Origin of the sequence: Enterobacter sp. MGH120 (genome assembly GCF_001037725.1) — a bacterium.
In the GTDB taxonomy this organism is placed as follows: domain Bacteria; phylum Pseudomonadota; class Gammaproteobacteria; order Enterobacterales; family Enterobacteriaceae; genus Enterobacter; species Enterobacter hormaechei_C.
Genome location: NZ_KQ089940.1, coordinates 2,502,921 through 2,518,067 on the forward strand (window position 1 = coordinate 2,502,921; position 15,147 = coordinate 2,518,067).

Below are 15,147 nucleotides of genomic sequence, written 5' to 3' on the forward strand. Positions count from 1 at the left end.
GCTGACATGATGTCAGCCCTTATTTTTCGAGGTTAATGTGTCGCGATTATTCACGTCGGCCCGTCAGCGGCTGTATCACCTTTTATTTGATCCTGAAACGGTTTCCGGTCGCCGCTTCGAAGGTCTGTGTGGTTTATTTGCGCTGATTAGCGTCATTATTATCTTTATCGAATCCGGCGCCGGAACGCAGTACCACATGACGTATGAGGAGTGGCACGTTTTCGTCTGGCTGGAATTGATTGTCACGCTGGTGTTTACTGCGGAATATGTGCTGAGGGTCATTAGCTGGCCAAATCCGGCGAAATACGTTTTCAGCTTCTGGGGATTTATTGATTTAGCCACCATCCTGCCGCTGTATGTCATGTGGCTGTGGCCTGAGATCAGCCTGAATTATGTGTTTGCCTGGCGTGCAATGCGGGCGATTCGTGTGTTACGGATTCTCAAACTGCTGCGCTTTATGCCGTCGCTGCGGGTTTTTTGGGTTGCCATTGTCAGCGCCCGCCACCAGCTGATTCTCTTCTATTCGTTTATTGCTATCGTGATGATCGTTTTTGGCTCCCTGATGTATTTAATCGAAGGGCCGAAATACGGGTTTACCACGCTTAATGCGTCTGTTTACTGGGCTATCGTCACGGTGACCACCGTGGGCTATGGCGATATTACCCCGCATACGCCGCTCGGACGTATTGTGGCATCGGTTCTTATCCTGATCGGCTATTCTGTGATAGCGATTCCGACGGGGTTAATTACCACCCATATGAGCAGCGCCTTCCAGAACAGCAAGCAGCAACGCAAATGTCCGAATTGTCAGCAGGGGAATCATGAACCCGGCGCGCGGTTTTGTCACCGCTGTGGAAATGCCTTACCGGATTAAATAAAAAAGGCTGCGCGGGCAGCCTTTTTTATTATTCGCGCCAGAGGATATGGCACAGTTTGTGATCTTTCTCGCGGCACAGCAGGACGCGAGCAAAGATGTCGTTAATTTCTCCGCCGTCTTCATCTGCCAGGCCAATCACCACCTCGGCGAAGAAGTCCGGGTTGAGATCAAAATCGACATGTTCGGCCCAGTCTTCAGCCGGATCGAACAGCTCAGCACCGCCACGCTCTTCGAATTGCAGGTTGAAAAGAATGACGTCAGCAGGGTCGAGATTATCGACCGCCAGCTCGAGAAAAATATCGTAGGCCTGTTCGAGCGTTTCGTCTTCGGTCAGGCGATTGTTCAGATCCATTTCCATGATGACTACCTGTTAAACATCGTTGGGCACGTTTTACAGCAACGGACTAAAGAAGTAAAACAGTCGTTCGGCAATTCGCTGCCACAGCGGACGTTTCGCCCACAGTCTGGCGTCCAGCAGGCGTGAGCGGGAGATATAATCGTCCTGAACCGCCGCCAGATCGCCACCGAACCCGGCGTCATCAATGACCAGCGTAATTTCAAAATTCAGCCACAGACTGCGCATATCGAGGTTGACGGTACCCACCAGGCTCAGCTCTCCGTCCACCAGCACGCTCTTGGTGTGTAACAGGCCGCCTTCGAACTGATAAATTTTAACGCCTGCGGCCAGCAGCTCACTAAAGAACGCGCGGCTTGCCCATCCCACCAGCAGCGAATCGTTCTTGCGCGGCATAATAATGCTCACATCCACTCCGCGCTGTGCCGCTGTACAGATGGCATGCAGAAGGTCGTCGCTGGGAACGAAATAGGGCGTGGTCATGATCAGATATTCCCGCGCGGAGTACGCGGCGGTCAGCAGTGCCTGATGGATCAGATCTTCCGGGAAGCCAGGACCGGAGGCGATAGTGTGGATAGTGTGCCCGCTGGCTTCCTCAAACGGCATGATATTGCCATCCGGCGGTGGGGGAAGAATGCGTTTACCGGTTTCAATTTCCCAGTCGCAGGAGTAGACGATGCCCATTGAGGTCGCGATCGGTCCCTCCATCCGCGCCATCAGATCGATCCATTGCCCCACGCCGGAATCCTGCTTGAAGAAGCGGGGGTCAACCATGTTCATGCTGCCGGTGTAGGCGATGTAGTTATCGATCAGAACCATTTTCCGGTGCTGGCGGAGATCCATGCGGCGCAGAAAGACGCGGAAAAGATTCACTTTTAGCGCCTCGACCACCTCGATACCGGCGTTGCGCATCATACCTGCCCACGGGCTACGGAAAAAGGCCACGCTGCCGGCGGAGTCCAGCATCAGGCGGCAGTGGATACCGCGACGTGCAGCGGCCATTAGCGATTCGGCGACCTGGTCCGCCATGCCGCCCGGCTGCCAGATATAAAACACCATCTCGATATTATGCCGGGCGAGCTGGATATCACGGATCAGCGCCTGCATCACATCATCAGAAGAGGTCATCAGTTGCAGCTGATTGCCTTTTACCCCAGCAATCCCCTGGCGGCGTTCGCACAGCTTGAACAGAGATGCGGCCACGCTACTGTTCTCTTCAGCGAAGATATGCTTGCAGGCTTTAAGGTCGGCAAGCCATTTCGCCGTGGAGGGCCACATGGCGCGGGCGCGTTCGGCGCGGCGTTTACCCAGATGAAGTTCACCGAAAGAGAGATAGGCGATGATGCCCACCAGCGGCAGAATGTAGATAATCAGAAGCCAGGCCATGGCGGAAGGTACCGCTCTGCGTTTCATCAGAATGCGCAACGTCACCCCGGCAATTAACAGCCAGTATCCTAAAATGACCAGCCAACTCACCACGGTGTAGAAGGTTGTCATAAATAAAAAATCCTTTTGAAAGCGTATTGTTATGAGTTTACGCATCAGGATTCATCTGGCAAATAAAAACGGCAGATAAAAGCGCTGGTTTGCCGCCTGCTTAGGCATATAATGGCATCTCTGTTAGAGAAAGAGTTGTAGACATGAAGCGCAGTAGAACTGAAGTTGGGCGCTGGCGCATGTTGCGACAGGTGAGTCGTCGTAAGGCTCGTTGGCTTGAAGCACAATCCCGCCGCAATATGCGTATCCACGCCATCAGAAAATGTGGCCTGAACAGACACCGTAACGCGCTGTTGTTCGCGGTCCAGGACATCTGAAAAGCATGAAGGGCACCGTAAAGGTGCCCATTAAACATCCAGGCTATCAATTTTTGCAGTCTCTTCCCATCTGCTTTCCGCGATATACTGAGTCCCCATAACGTCATGATATTAAAAGATGAATCCTTATCTCTGGATTTTTATTGTACTTTTGGCGCTGGATGCGCTCAGGGAAGATTTAGGACTTTCGTCATTTTCCTCATTGGCAGATTATGTTTTCGCATGGGGAATACATTGTTATTAAAGGAAAAAAGGATGAACGGAAAAGTAATGGCAGCACTCTTTGGGATTGCGATATTAAGCGGTTGTGCCAGCAGCAAAACCTCACCCGAACGGCACGCGTTTTATTTCGTGTCGCATCAGTCCAGCTTTACTGGCGGCAATTACACCTCCAGCGTGCAGAAAAATTATCAGCTGAACGTGGCGCAGTTCCGCGAGCTTTATGCCCGTGGCAAAGCTGACCGCGCGGAAGGGCGGACTGAGGCTGAAGCCAGTGAATACGCGCAAAGCATTCGCGATCAGCTAAAAGAAAATGCGAAGTCGCAGGAATTGTTCGCAGGCAACGCGAAGGATAAATGGTCTTCGGACATGGACAGTAAAGACGCCCTATTATTTGGTAACGAACTGGCCGCGACTTATCTTGATGGCTATAACGGCGTACAATAGCGCAACTGATTCAGGGGATACCGTAATTACCGGTATCCCCGCTGTTTTTGAGCGAAAGGAGTGAGACGTGTTTGCGGAGTTTGGTGTACTGAATTTCTGGACCTATGTTGTCGGCGCATTTTTTATCGTGCTGGTTCCAGGACCGAACACCTTGTTTGTGCTGAAAACAGGGATTGGCCACGGCGTTAAGAAAGGCTATCTGGCAGCCACCGGTGTGTTTATTGGTGATGCCGTGCTGATGTTTCTGGCCTGGGCGGGCGTCGCCGCGTTGATCCAGACCACTCCGGTTTTATTTAATATTGTCCGCTATCTGGGCGCGTTTTATCTGCTGTGGCTGGGCGGAAAAATGCTCTGGTCCGTTATGACGCGTCAAAAAAATGCGCACGAAAGTAGCGCCGAACCGGCAAGCGCAATCCTTAAGCGTTCGCTGGTGCTGAGCCTGACGAACCCGAAAGCGATTCTCTTTTACGTGTCGTTCTTCGTGCAGTTCATTGATGTCAATGCGAAGAATACCGGCACGTCGTTCCTGATCCTCGCCACAACGCTTGAGCTGATCAGCTTCATGTACATGAGCTTCCTGATTTTCTCAGGCGCGTTTGTCACGCGTTACCTCAAAACCAAAAAGAAACTGGCGAAGCTGGGGAACGGGCTGATAGGTCTGCTGTTTGTCGGATTTGCGGCGAGGCTGGCGTCGCTGCACTGAATGAAGAAAAGGCTCCCGAGGGAGCCTTTCGTTTCAGAATACTTTTTTATACGGACGAACCGTGACTTTCTCGTACACGCCGGCTGCGACGTACGGGTCTGCTTCTGCCCAGGCCTGCGCGGCTTCCAGAGATTCAAACTCGGCAATCACCGTGGAGCCGGTAAAACCCGCCGCGCCCGGATCGTTGCTGTCAACGGCAGGCATCGGGCCTGCGGTCAGCAACCGACCTTCATCCTGTAGCAACTGTAAACGCGCCAGATGAGCAGGGCGAACGGAAAGACGTTTTTCCAGAGAATCAGGTACATCTTCAGCGTAAATCACGTAAAGCACGGCAAAGCTCCTTAACCGGTAAAAGTGACAATTACGTTATGTGAAAGCGCAAATGACTGCAATGTAAAGATAATAACAATGTTAAAACCCTGATCTGGATGCCCCTTTTTTGCCCTCATGTACGCTTAAATTGCGCAAGGACAAAGTGTCTTATTGAATATGATTGCTATTTGCATTTAAAATCGAGGTTCGGTTTTTTAACGTTGATGATTATGACTTCGATGACCCTTGATTTACCTCGCCGCTTTCCATGGCCGACGCTGCTTTCCGTCGTTATTCACGGTGCTGTCGTGGCGGGTCTGCTCTATACCTCGGTTCATCAGGTTATTGAAATGCCGGCGCCAGCGCAGCCAATTTCTGTGACCATGGTATCGCCTGCGGATCTTGAGCCGCCGCAGGTTGCGCCGCCGCCGCCACAGCCCGTTGTTGAACCCGAGCCGGAGCCAGAGCCCGAGCCGGTTCCTGAACCGCCGAAAGAAGCGCCGGTAGTGATCCATAAGCCGGAGCCGAAACCTAAGCCGAAGCCAAAACCCAAGCCGGTCAAAAAGGTGGAAGAGCGTCCGAAACGCGAAGTGCGTCCGGTTGAGCCACGCGCCACGCAGCCGGTTGAAAATGCCGCCCCGTCACGTCCGCTGATGAATAACACCACGACCGCGACAAAACCGACGGTAACGGCGCCCGCGGGCCCGCGCGCGCTGAGCCGTAACCAGCCGCAGTACCCGGCACGTGCTCAGGCGTTACGTATTGAAGGGCGTGTACGGGTGAAATTCGACGTTACGGCCGATGGACGTGTCGATAACGTGGAAATCCTGTCCGCACAGCCGGCGAATATGTTTGAACGCGAAGTTAAATCGGCCATGCGCAGGTGGCGCTATGAAGCCGGTAAACCCGGCAATGGGTTGATTGTGAACATTGTCTTCCGCCTGAACGGCGGGGCACAGATGGAATAAAAGAAGCCTCCGCAAGGAGGCTTTTTTTTACCTGAGGATCAGCTCCGTGGGAGCTGGCGGGGCTTACCGTCGCTATCCACCGCCACATAGATAAATAATGCCTCCGTCGCCTTATAGCGCTGACCAATCGGCTCAGAAGAGACTTTTTTCACCCATACTTCAATGTTGATGGAGACAGACGTATTGCCGCGTTTTACGCAGCGTGCGTAACAGCACACCACGTCCCCCACCGCGACAGGGCGCAGAAAGGTCATGCCATCGACCCGGACTGTCACCACGCGCCCGTGTGCAATCTCTTTTGCCAGGATTGCACCGCCCATATCCATCTGCGACATCAACCAGCCGCCAAAAATATCGCCATTGGCATTCGTATCCGCAGGCATTGCCAGTGTGCGTAAAACCAGTTCGCCCTGTGGGGCGTCATTTGTTGTCATTGTTTTTAAACTCGTAACTGAAGACTTCAGGCGGGATGCTACTATGATTTCTGGCTGGAGAGAATAGGGTTAGCGCCCGCAGAGCAGGCGCCTTAGGGTCAGAAGGACAGGGTCACGCCGGCGTAATACGCACGGCCTGGTTCGTTATAGGTCGATGCACCGTCATTTTCTCGGTAAATCTGCTTATCAAAGAGGTTGCTGATCCCGGCATTCAGGCGGAGATCTTTTGTCAGTTGATAGTTACTACCGATCCCAACGATGGAATAGGCGCCAATCTCTTTATCTGACATCGCATTCTGCTCTTTGCGGATTTCAGCATTTTCTCTTGGCTTCTGGCGACCATACATCGTCCAGCCAATGTTCGCTGAAAGTTTGCTGTTAACCTGCCAGTCGAGCATCGTGTTGACGGTATATTTTGGGATAATCGACAGAGGGTTGCCGGTGTCCTTACTTTCAGACTGAATCATATACGTCGCATTGGTGCGCCAGGTTAGCGTGTCGCGGATAACCGGGACGGTGAGGTTGCCTTCCAGCCCCTCAATAACAGCCTTTCCTCCGTTCTGCCACTGAAGGATATTTGCGCCGCTGCTTGTCTGGCCCAGCACGTCCGTTCCCGAAACAATCTTGTTTTTGTAATCGTTGCGGAACCAGGTTATGCCAGCCTCGTAGCCTTCCAGCGCAAAGGCCAGGCCAATCTCTTTGTTCACGCTGATTTCAGGATCCAGATCCGGGTTACCTAACAGGTAACAGCTTCCTTCGGAAACGTTGTTCGGGCAGCCATTACCGCGGGTGGAAAGCAGATAGCCTTCGCTGGATTGATACAGGTTTGGCGCTTTAAATACCCGAGCGATACCCGCTTTAACCTTGAACATGTCACCCAAATCCTGAGAGAGGTTCAGGCTAGGACTCCAGTTGCTGCCAAACTGATTGTGATAATCAAAGCGGAGCCCTGGGATCAGGTTGGTGCCCTGGCGCGCTTCAATATTGTCCTCAAGATAGATGCCAGTGAGGTCAGCGCTGTTTTTGCTGTTGCGCTCAGAAGCCGTACCGGGAACGCCGTTAATCACTTCTCCCGACACATTTGTCGCCTGCATTGAGGCCGGATCGTTCAGTTCATCACGGTTCCATTCTGCACCCACGGTTAGCGTCTGTTCGACCAGCCAGAAGAAAGGCATGTTCAGTTCACCCGTTGAACGGTATGACTCCAGCCGGCTGGTATCGTATTTATCGCTATTGATCATCCCCTCAACTTTGCCCGTAGAGCCTTCTTCCAGGCGGGTGTTGTTGGTCTTTTCATAATAAACACCGAACTTTGACTGACCCCAGTCCCAGATGCCGTTGTGCGTAATGCCATAAGACTGGCGGTACATTCGGTTCGTTTCGTGTCCATACAGGGACGACACCAGACCGTCAGGGCTGACGTTGCTGTTGCTGTATTGAGTATCACCCGCGTAGATATTGCCCTGGCGGCTGTAGCTGTAGTCGAAATCGATAATCTGCTGTGGCGTGAGTTTCCAGGAGAGCAGGGCATTAATGTCCTTGTTGCGCACGCCTTCACGTCCGGCGGCGTAAGAACCGTTTTGCGCGGTGTTGATGTCCTGAGCATCTGCGTCAGTTTTGTTGATATTCCCGTACAGGCGCATCGTTAACGCATCGCCCGCAAGGGGGCCGCTCAGATCAAAATTAGCGCGTTTCGTCGCTCCCTCTTTATCATTTTCAGGCTGGTTAGTGTACAGGGAGAGCGAGCCGTGCCAGTCGTTGGTCGGGCGTTTGGTAATGATGTTGACGACGCCGCCGGCCGCCCCCGAACCATAGCGGGCGGCAGCAGGTCCCCGGAGCACTTCAATGCGCTCAACCATCTCTGGCGGAACCCAGTTGGTATCCCCGCGGGTGTCGCGCTCCCCGCGCCAGCTGTAGCGCACCGAGTTACGTGACGTCACCGGCACACCGTCAATCAGAATCAGCGTGTTCTCCGGCCCCATACCGCGGATGTCGATCTGGCGGTTGTTACCGCGGCTGCCTGTCGCGCTGTTTCCGGTGAGGTTAACCCCGGGCATTTTGCGAATAATTTCTGAAAGATCGTTAACCGGTGGATCCTTTTCTATGTCCTTTGCCGTGATGATGGATACCCCCGGCTGTTGCTTCAGCGCCTCTTCAGCGGTGGCCTGAACAACCATTGTTTCACCATCGGCGAGAGGATCTTCCGCTGCGTGTGCGCTCTGATAAAGCGTTGAAAGAATGGCGAGCGTAAGTGTAGCCGGGGCAAATCTTATTATGTTATTCATCAACTCATTTCCATTTGTTAAAAATGCGATGACGAATATTAATGATAGTCATTCTCATTACAATAAAGTGACAGCAAACTCCATAAAATCTTCATGATTCAGACATTTTCGCAGGAAGGGTGTAGAGAAAAGAGAAGGCGGGAAAAGAGGCCAGACCGCGTGGCGATCTGGCCAGAAGGATCAGTGCTTGTCATCCTGCGGCATGTGGCGATAAATATAAACGCCGCTGAGCAGGGTGAAGATAAGAGTCAGCGCCGTCAGGCCAAACACCTTGAAGTTGACCCAGATATTCTGCGGCAGCCAGAATGCGATATAGATATTCGCCAGACCACACAGAATAAAAAATAGCGCCCAGGCGATATTTAGACGCCCCCACACAGCCTGTGGCAGGGTCAGTTCTTTCCCCAGCATGCGCTGGATCAGCGGCTTCTTCATCACCCACTGGCTGATGAGGAGTGCGCCCGCAAACAGGCCGTAAATCACCGTGACCTTCCATTTGATAAATTCATCATTGTGGAAGAACAACGTCAGACCACCAAACACCGCCACCATCAGGAAGGTGATGAGCGCCATCTTTTCAACTTTGCGATAGCGAACCCAGCTGTAAATCAGCACCACAGCCGTTGCCACAATCAGCGCCAGCGTGCCGGCATAAATGTCGTACAGCTTATAAAAAGCGAAAAATACGATCAGCGGTAAAAAATCAAGAAACTGCTTCATTCTGCGATCCCAGTTACTGACGAATTAACATGTACAGGCGGAACAAATAGACCAGCAGCACGGCTGAAATCAGATTGCTCAGCGTATTGGCGACAACCGCTCCGACGTTTGGTGTTAACACCGCAAAATTCGGCGCAAACAGCAACAGCAGAGTTTTGGCCAGCAGCCAGCTGATAACGGCCGGGGCGACCAGTCGCATATTGGCCCATGCGAGCCTGATGCTGCTGCGCATGGCGGTGAAAATGCCCATTTTGTCCTGCACAACCATTACTGGCGCGAATGAAAGCACGATAGCCAGCAGCACGCCCGGAACGACAACCAACATTATCCCCATCTGGACCAGCAGCGTGGTCAGGAAGATGAGGATAAACAGTTTTGGCAGCACCGGAGCGCTGGCCCCGATTGCACGTAACGCGCTGACGCGTTGGCCGGCAGACACCAGCTGGATCATCAGCAACACGCCACCCGCCAGAATGGCGTTGCCAATCAGGCCCGAGAAGGTAGATGCCGCAGATGCGCGCAGCAAGATTTGCTGTTGCTCTGGCGTCATATTCTGTACAAGGTCAAACAACCCTGCGCTGCCTGCAAGATGATCCCCCTGGCTCAGCGTGGCAATCTGTTCATCACTGGGTGAGAACGCATGACCCAGCACCACCGTAATAAAGGCGCACAACAACGCGATCAGTAAAAAGGTAATGAACTGATTGCGGAAAAAATTTCCCGTGTCACGGTAGACAGACTTCGCCGTGATAGACATGCACTCTCCTTGAGTATTGCAGGTGTTAATTAGCCGGCAATTGTACACCGGATAACACGCTGGTGGCAGCATCAAGGCTTGTATGGAAAAGCATATCTTTGTAAAGCGGCGGTAATCCATAGCGGGCGCGGGCGCGATTGCATGCCTCATTGACCTGCCCATCCTTTCCCGACATCGCGAAAGTGCGACACGGGCTGGGGCGATCCGCGTAAATGGAACAGCGGGTGGATACCCCAGGCTCACCTTGCAGTGCCACACAGCGGCTCTGTTTTTGGTTGGTGCCGCGCATACAGCGCAGAAAAGGGGTTAAGGGTTCCGTGAGATCAACCGGAACGGTGCCGCCGCCATCGCTGGCTTCAGCCCAGTAGAAAGAGACTCGAAAATACGCACAACAGGCTCCGCACGTCATGCACGGGTTATGATCACTCATGGCACACCTGCAAAAGTAGAACGCATCAAATCACATTGTGAGAGCGATAAATTATCCAGCCGCTACAGGAAGCGCAAGAGAGGGAAGACAGAAAATTTTGTAACCATGAAATGCCAAAAATTGACGCGGTAACAACTTATTGCTTTATGAGGCGTCACCAAAAATTAACCTAGATCAATGAATGTTAACTTACTGGTTTTAATGTGATCTGTGTTAGATCACTTATTACTCATTTGTGAGTATATTCTCCTCCGCAATTAAAACCACAACGATGGAGCGGATATGAAAAAATTAGCGGTGGCAGCCCTTATCTTAAGCAGTCTCTCTGGCGGCGCGTACGCGCATGAAGCAGGCGAATTCTTTATTCGTGCCGGTTCGGCAACGGTACGTCCAACGGAAGGGTCCGATAATGTACTGGGTATGGGCGGGTTTAACGTCAGCAATAACACCCAGTTAGGCCTGACGTTTACGTATATGGCAACGGATAACGTTGGCGTCGAGCTTTTAGCCGCCACGCCATTCCGTCACCGCGTCGGTTTAGGACCGACCGGGGACATTGCCACGGTTCACCATTTGCCACCAACGCTGATGGCGCAGTGGTACTTCGGCGATTCCAGCAGCAAGGTGCGCCCTTATATTGGTGCAGGCGTTAACTACACCACCTTCTTTGATGAGAAATTTAACGATACCGGTAAAGAGGCCGGGCTCTCCGATCTCAGCCTGAAAGACTCGTGGGGCATGGCGGGGCAGGTTGGTCTGGATTATCTGATTAACCGTGACTGGCTGATCAACGCCTCGGTCTGGTATATGGACATTGATACGGACGTGCGCTTTAAAGCTGACGGGCAGCAGCAAAGTATCAATACCCATCTGGATCCGTGGGTATTTATGTTCTCAGCAGGCTATCGTTTCTGACAGAAGATATATCCCCTGTCAGCCGGTGATTGCTGTAAGGTGGTTGTTCCATACACCTGGCTGGAGGGGATATCCCCAACATCAAATTTGAGTGTCCGGTTTGTGCAGGTAAACAGTTTCAGTTCACGACGTTCAGCCCAGCACATAGCCTACCTCACGGTGCTATCTGTTCCGTTTGCGGAACACGTCTCACCATTCATTCATGCCTGCCGAAGCTCAGACGACGACGGTGGCCAAAGCCAGTAAACTAGAAAAGGCCTCTGAGAGGCCTTTTTAGATCGTGAAGTCACTTCTGAATTAAATAACGAATGGTTGGTCCGTCCTGCTGGATATCCAGCACGGTATAGCCGTGATTTTTGGCATCAAGAGGAATGTTATTGATCGACTGGGGGCAATCGCTCACCACTTCCAGAATTTCACCTTTCTTTAGCTGCGGTAGCGCTTCAAGCGTGGCGACGGCCGGGTAAGGGCAAGGTTCACCCACCATATCGAGACGATAATCAGGCACGATCTCTTTCATGCGGCATTCTCCTGAGTTTCAGTTTTGGCGGTGGCGCGTCGGAAGAAGCGCTTCTCTTGTGCAACAACCAGTAAGAAGGCGATAAGCAGCAGGGCGTAGGTCACCAGGAGCCCCCCGAGTGGACCAAAGGTATTCAGCAGGTTGACCTTGTCCCAGTTTGTTGCCAGTACCGGAGAGACGTCATCCCAGTAGTAGGCCAGAATGGTAGAGCCAATCACGTTACCCAGACCCACCCACCAGTAATGCACCTGGCCTTCCACAGCGCGATACATCCAGCCGGTTTCACACCCGCCCGCCAGCACGATGCCAAAACCAAACAGCAGCCCGCCAATGACGGCATTTGGGCCCGCCCACATGATTTTCGGTTCCACGCCGAGCTGAACGTAGCTGAAGATGCCGATCGCGCTCACGGCCATACCGGCAATGATCGCCTTCGCCATCATGGTGCGTCCGGTGATCCACATATCGCGAAACGCGGAGGTAAAGCAGATCTGCGCGCGTTCAATCAGCAGACCAAAACCGACGCCGAACAGCATGGCCAGGCCAAGTTTTGGCTGATTCATCGCCGTGCAAATCGCCCAGGCAACCATGGCAAAAAAGACCAGCATACCGAGGCGGAAGCGACGACGCGCCTGATCGGGTTTTTGCGTTAACGGAGAGGCAGCGCTAACTTTCGTCATTTTCACCGGAATGCGGAACAGCGGCAGCAGGGTGAATTTAGCACCGAAGTAGGAGCCGATGGCGGTGGCGACGGCAAAGAACCAGGCATGCAGCGAGAACTGCGGAATACCGGTAAAGAACGCGGCCAGATTACAGCCCATCGCCAGGCGGGCGCCAAACCCGGCAATGATGCCGCCGACCACGGCCTGCATAATGCGGATGCGGCTTTTCGGCATGCGCAACTTAACGTTGTTGGCCCACAGCGCGGCCGCAAAACAGCCGCCGAACATGCCAATGATCATCATCCCGTCGATGCGGGTCAGCGGTGTGCCCTCAAGATGGATCAGTTTGAAGTAGCCCCACTCTTCGGCATGGACGCCTGCCAGCTGTAATAGCTGCCCACCCCAGCGGGTAAACTCGCCCGTAACAGCCCAGAAGGTGCCGGTAATACCGAAATAATAAGTAGAGAGAATGCCTGCCGCGATAACGGCCGGAACAGGTGACCAGAACTTAACCAGGTAAGTCTGTTTGAAGGAATGCCATGACATGAATAACCTCTGAACTCAGAAGGGTAACGCTAAAAAGAGCCCAGATCATACGCTTACGCGAAAGTTTGGAAAGTCATTCACACCGAAAATATCGACAGGATCAATTTTGACCTGCTTCTTTCAGGAAGAGAGAAGGGAAAACCGCCTGACGCCGGGGCCAGACGGTGTTAACGGTTACGCCTTGCGCGTGGCCGCTTTCATGGATGTGACGAATGCGTGTAACTCAGCCAGCATCTGCTCTGGCTTATCCACGTTCTTCTCGATAATTTTCACGATAGCCGAACCGGAAATGGCTCCGGCGGCTTTCGCGTCAATCGCCGCAGTAACCTGATCCGGTGAAGAAATGCCAAAGCCCTGAAGCGGCGGTGCAGCATGGTATTCTGCCAGCTTCTCCACCAGATGATGCAGCGGCAGCGCGGCTTTGTTTTCCGCACCGGTGACGCCCGCACGGGAGAGCAGGTAGGTGTAACCTCGTCCGTAAGAGGCAATCTGGCGCAACAGATCGTCATCGGCATTCGGTGGACAGATGAAAATCGGCGCGACGTTGTGGCGCATTGCCGCCTGACGGAATGGCGCAGACTCTTCAACGGGCACGTCAGCCACCAGCACGGAGTCAACGCCCACGCGGGCGCACTCTGCGTAAAACGCATCAATACCGCGGCTGAACACCAGGTTGGCGTACATCAGCAGGCCGATCGGAATGGTCGGGTGCTTCTGACGGATCGCCGCCAGCATTTCAAAGCACTGGCTCGGCGTCACGCCCGCGGCAAACGCGCGTAGCGTTGCGTTCTGAATGGTCGGGCCATCCGCCAGCGGATCGGAGAACGGAATACCGAGCTCCAGCGCGTCGGCACCGGCATCAATCAGGGTGTCGATAATCTTCAGCGACTGCTCCAGGCCGGGGTCGCCCAGCGTCACGAAGGGAACGAAGGCGCCTTCCTGGCGAGCTTTCAGTTGTGCAAATGCGTTGTCGTAGCGTTCCATCAGATTTCCCCTCGTGCTTTCAGAATATCGTGAACGGTGAAGATATCTTTGTCACCGCGCCCGGAAAGGTTTACCACCAGCAGCTGCTCTTTTTCCGGGTTTTCCTTCATCATTTTCAGCGCGTGCGCCAGCGCGTGGGAAGACTCCAGCGCCGGGATGATCCCTTCATTGCGGCACAGCGTTTTGAAGGCCTCCAGCGCTTCGTCATCGGTGATGGAGACATAATCCGCGCGGCCGGTGCTGTTCAGGAACGCGTGCTGCGGCCCTACGGACGGGAAATCCAGCCCGGCAGAGATTGAGTAAGACTCTTCAATCTGCCCTTCATCGGTCTGCATCATCGGGGCCTTCATGCCGAAGTAGATCCCCACGCGGCCATGCTTCAGCGGCGCACCATGCTCGCCCGTTTCAATACCGTGGCCGGCAGGCTCAACGCCAATCAGCCCAACGCTGGTTTCGTCGATAAAATCGGCAAACATGCCGATGGCGTTAGATCCGCCGCCAACGCAGGCGATCACCGCATCCGGCAGGCGACCCTCTTTTTCGAGGATCTGCGCTTTAGTCTCTTCGCCGATCATGCGCTGGAATTCACGCACGATGGTCGGGAACGGGTGCGGGCCCGCGGCGGTACCGAGCATGTAGTGGGCGGTTTCGTAGCTGCCAGACCAGTCGCGAAGCGCTTCATTACAGGCATCTTTCAGCGTGGCAGAACCGCTGTGCACCGGGATCACTTCCGCCCCCATAAGACGCATACGGAACACGTTTGGCGACTGGCGCTCAACGTCCTTCGCCCCCATGTAAATGCGGCATTTCAGACCGAGCAGGGCGCTGGCGAGCGCTGAGGCCACACCGTGCTGTCCCGCGCCGGTTTCGGCGATGATTTCGGTTTTACCCATCCGCTTCGCGAGCAGCGCCTGGCCAAGCACCTGGTTAGTTTTATGCGCGCCACCGTGCAGCAGATCTTCACGCTTAAGATACAGCGTAGTTTTAGTGCCTTCGGTCAGGTTGCGGCACTTTGTCAGCGCCGTCGGACGACCGGCGTAGTTTTTCAGCAGGTCGGTAAACTCCGCCTGAAACGCCGGATCTTTCTGTGCGCTCACGAACGCTTCTTCCAGCTGGCGCAGCGCGGGCATCAGGATTTGTGGGACATACATCCCACCGAACTCACCAAAATACGGGTTAAGTAATGTCGTCATCTTCTC

General features: G+C 53.7%; 18 protein-coding genes and 1 pseudogene. 7 read left to right on the forward strand and 12 right to left on the reverse strand.

What is annotated here, in order from left to right; all coding sequences use genetic code 11:
- The first annotated feature begins 6 nt into the window (after positions 1–6).
- Positions 7–874 (forward strand): annotated as a pseudogene (locus SK54_RS11735) (ion transporter).
- A gap of 31 nt (positions 875–905) precedes the next feature.
- On the opposite strand, the gene SK54_RS11740 reads toward SK54_RS11735, so the two are convergent.
- Together SK54_RS11740 and cls are read right to left on the reverse strand one after the other, a co-directional pair.
- Complete coding sequence (locus SK54_RS11740) at positions 906–1,235, reverse strand: HI1450 family dsDNA-mimic protein (RefSeq protein ID WP_003856748.1); 330 nt, start codon at positions 1,233–1,235, stop codon at positions 906–908.
- Between the two features lie 33 nt (positions 1,236–1,268).
- A complete protein-coding gene (cls, locus tag SK54_RS11745) occupies positions 1,269–2,729 on the reverse strand; it encodes a cardiolipin synthase (protein ID WP_003856750.1) in 1,461 nt (486 codons plus the stop codon).
- 143 nt (positions 2,730–2,872) lie between these two features.
- On the opposite strand from cls, the gene SK54_RS22520 reads away from it, so the two are divergent.
- From SK54_RS22520 to leuE, 4 genes are all read left to right on the forward strand, one after another.
- Positions 2,873–3,046, forward strand: a complete 174-nt coding sequence (locus SK54_RS22520) for a YciY family protein (protein ID WP_017384232.1) — start codon at positions 2,873–2,875, stop codon at positions 3,044–3,046.
- A gap of 118 nt (positions 3,047–3,164) precedes the next feature.
- Positions 3,165–3,290, forward strand: coding sequence for a KPN_01571 family protein (locus SK54_RS22795; protein WP_213822333.1), 126 nt, complete (start codon positions 3,165–3,167; stop codon positions 3,288–3,290).
- 11 nt (positions 3,291–3,301) lie between these two features.
- Positions 3,302–3,712, forward strand: coding sequence for an Exc2 family lipoprotein (locus SK54_RS11750; RefSeq protein WP_015570374.1), 411 nt, complete (start codon positions 3,302–3,304; stop codon positions 3,710–3,712).
- Between the two features lie 67 nt (positions 3,713–3,779).
- Complete coding sequence (gene leuE, locus SK54_RS11755; RefSeq protein ID WP_006810877.1) at positions 3,780–4,415, forward strand: leucine efflux protein LeuE; 636 nt, start codon at positions 3,780–3,782, stop codon at positions 4,413–4,415.
- Positions 4,416–4,448: 33 nt separating this feature from the next.
- Here the strand turns inward: leuE and SK54_RS11760 are convergent, their stop codons facing one another.
- The gene (locus tag SK54_RS11760; RefSeq protein WP_003856755.1) at positions 4,449–4,745 is read right to left on the reverse strand and encodes a YciI family protein; all 297 of its coding nucleotides are present in this window, start codon (positions 4,743–4,745) and stop codon (positions 4,449–4,451) included.
- A 221-nt stretch (positions 4,746–4,966) separates the two neighbouring features.
- Between SK54_RS11760 and tonB the strand changes: the two genes are divergently transcribed.
- The gene (gene tonB / locus SK54_RS11765) at positions 4,967–5,695 is read left to right on the forward strand and encodes a TonB system transport protein TonB (RefSeq protein ID WP_017384230.1); all 729 of its coding nucleotides are present in this window, start codon (positions 4,967–4,969) and stop codon (positions 5,693–5,695) included.
- A gap of 38 nt (positions 5,696–5,733) precedes the next feature.
- Here the strand turns inward: tonB and yciA are convergent, their stop codons facing one another.
- From yciA to SK54_RS11790, 5 genes are all read right to left on the reverse strand, one after another.
- Positions 5,734–6,129: an acyl-CoA thioester hydrolase YciA gene (gene yciA / locus SK54_RS11770; RefSeq protein ID WP_003856759.1), complete on the reverse strand. Its 396-nt coding sequence runs from the start codon at positions 6,127–6,129 to the stop codon at positions 5,734–5,736.
- Between the two features lie 98 nt (positions 6,130–6,227).
- Positions 6,228–8,414, reverse strand: a complete 2,187-nt coding sequence (locus tag SK54_RS11775) for a TonB-dependent siderophore receptor (protein ID WP_048247227.1) — start codon at positions 8,412–8,414, stop codon at positions 6,228–6,230.
- 180 nt (positions 8,415–8,594) lie between these two features.
- Positions 8,595–9,134, reverse strand: a complete 540-nt coding sequence (locus tag SK54_RS11780) for a septation protein A (RefSeq protein ID WP_003856762.1) — start codon at positions 9,132–9,134, stop codon at positions 8,595–8,597.
- 13 nt (positions 9,135–9,147) lie between these two features.
- The gene (locus SK54_RS11785; protein WP_045347760.1) at positions 9,148–9,891 is read right to left on the reverse strand and encodes a YciC family protein; all 744 of its coding nucleotides are present in this window, start codon (positions 9,889–9,891) and stop codon (positions 9,148–9,150) included.
- A gap of 25 nt (positions 9,892–9,916) precedes the next feature.
- The gene (locus tag SK54_RS11790) at positions 9,917–10,321 is read right to left on the reverse strand and encodes a YkgJ family cysteine cluster protein (RefSeq protein WP_023296724.1); all 405 of its coding nucleotides are present in this window, start codon (positions 10,319–10,321) and stop codon (positions 9,917–9,919) included.
- A gap of 282 nt (positions 10,322–10,603) precedes the next feature.
- On the opposite strand from SK54_RS11790, the gene ompW reads away from it, so the two are divergent.
- On the forward strand, positions 10,604–11,236 hold the full coding sequence (gene ompW, locus SK54_RS11795; protein WP_045345089.1) for an outer membrane protein OmpW: 633 nt from the start codon (positions 10,604–10,606) through the stop codon (positions 11,234–11,236).
- 286 nt (positions 11,237–11,522) lie between these two features.
- On the opposite strand, the gene yedF is transcribed toward ompW, so the two are convergent.
- The 4 genes from yedF to trpB form a co-directional block, all read right to left on the reverse strand.
- Entirely contained in the window at positions 11,523–11,756 is a 234-nt protein-coding gene (yedF, locus tag SK54_RS11800) for a sulfurtransferase-like selenium metabolism protein YedF (protein WP_003856774.1), read from the reverse strand.
- Positions 11,753–12,964: a selenium metabolism membrane protein YedE/FdhT gene (gene yedE, locus SK54_RS11805; RefSeq protein ID WP_023296721.1), complete on the reverse strand. Its 1,212-nt coding sequence runs from the start codon at positions 12,962–12,964 to the stop codon at positions 11,753–11,755. Before yedE ends, yedF begins: the two co-directional genes overlap by 4 nt.
- Before the next feature lie 174 nt (positions 12,965–13,138).
- A complete protein-coding gene (gene trpA / locus SK54_RS11810; protein WP_045335032.1) occupies positions 13,139–13,948 on the reverse strand; it encodes a tryptophan synthase subunit alpha in 810 nt (269 codons plus the stop codon).
- Complete coding sequence (gene trpB / locus SK54_RS11815; RefSeq protein WP_003856780.1) at positions 13,948–15,141, reverse strand: tryptophan synthase subunit beta; 1,194 nt, start codon at positions 15,139–15,141, stop codon at positions 13,948–13,950. The genes trpA and trpB overlap by 1 nt, the downstream gene beginning before the upstream one ends.
- Between the last annotated feature and the right edge of the window lie 6 nt (positions 15,142–15,147).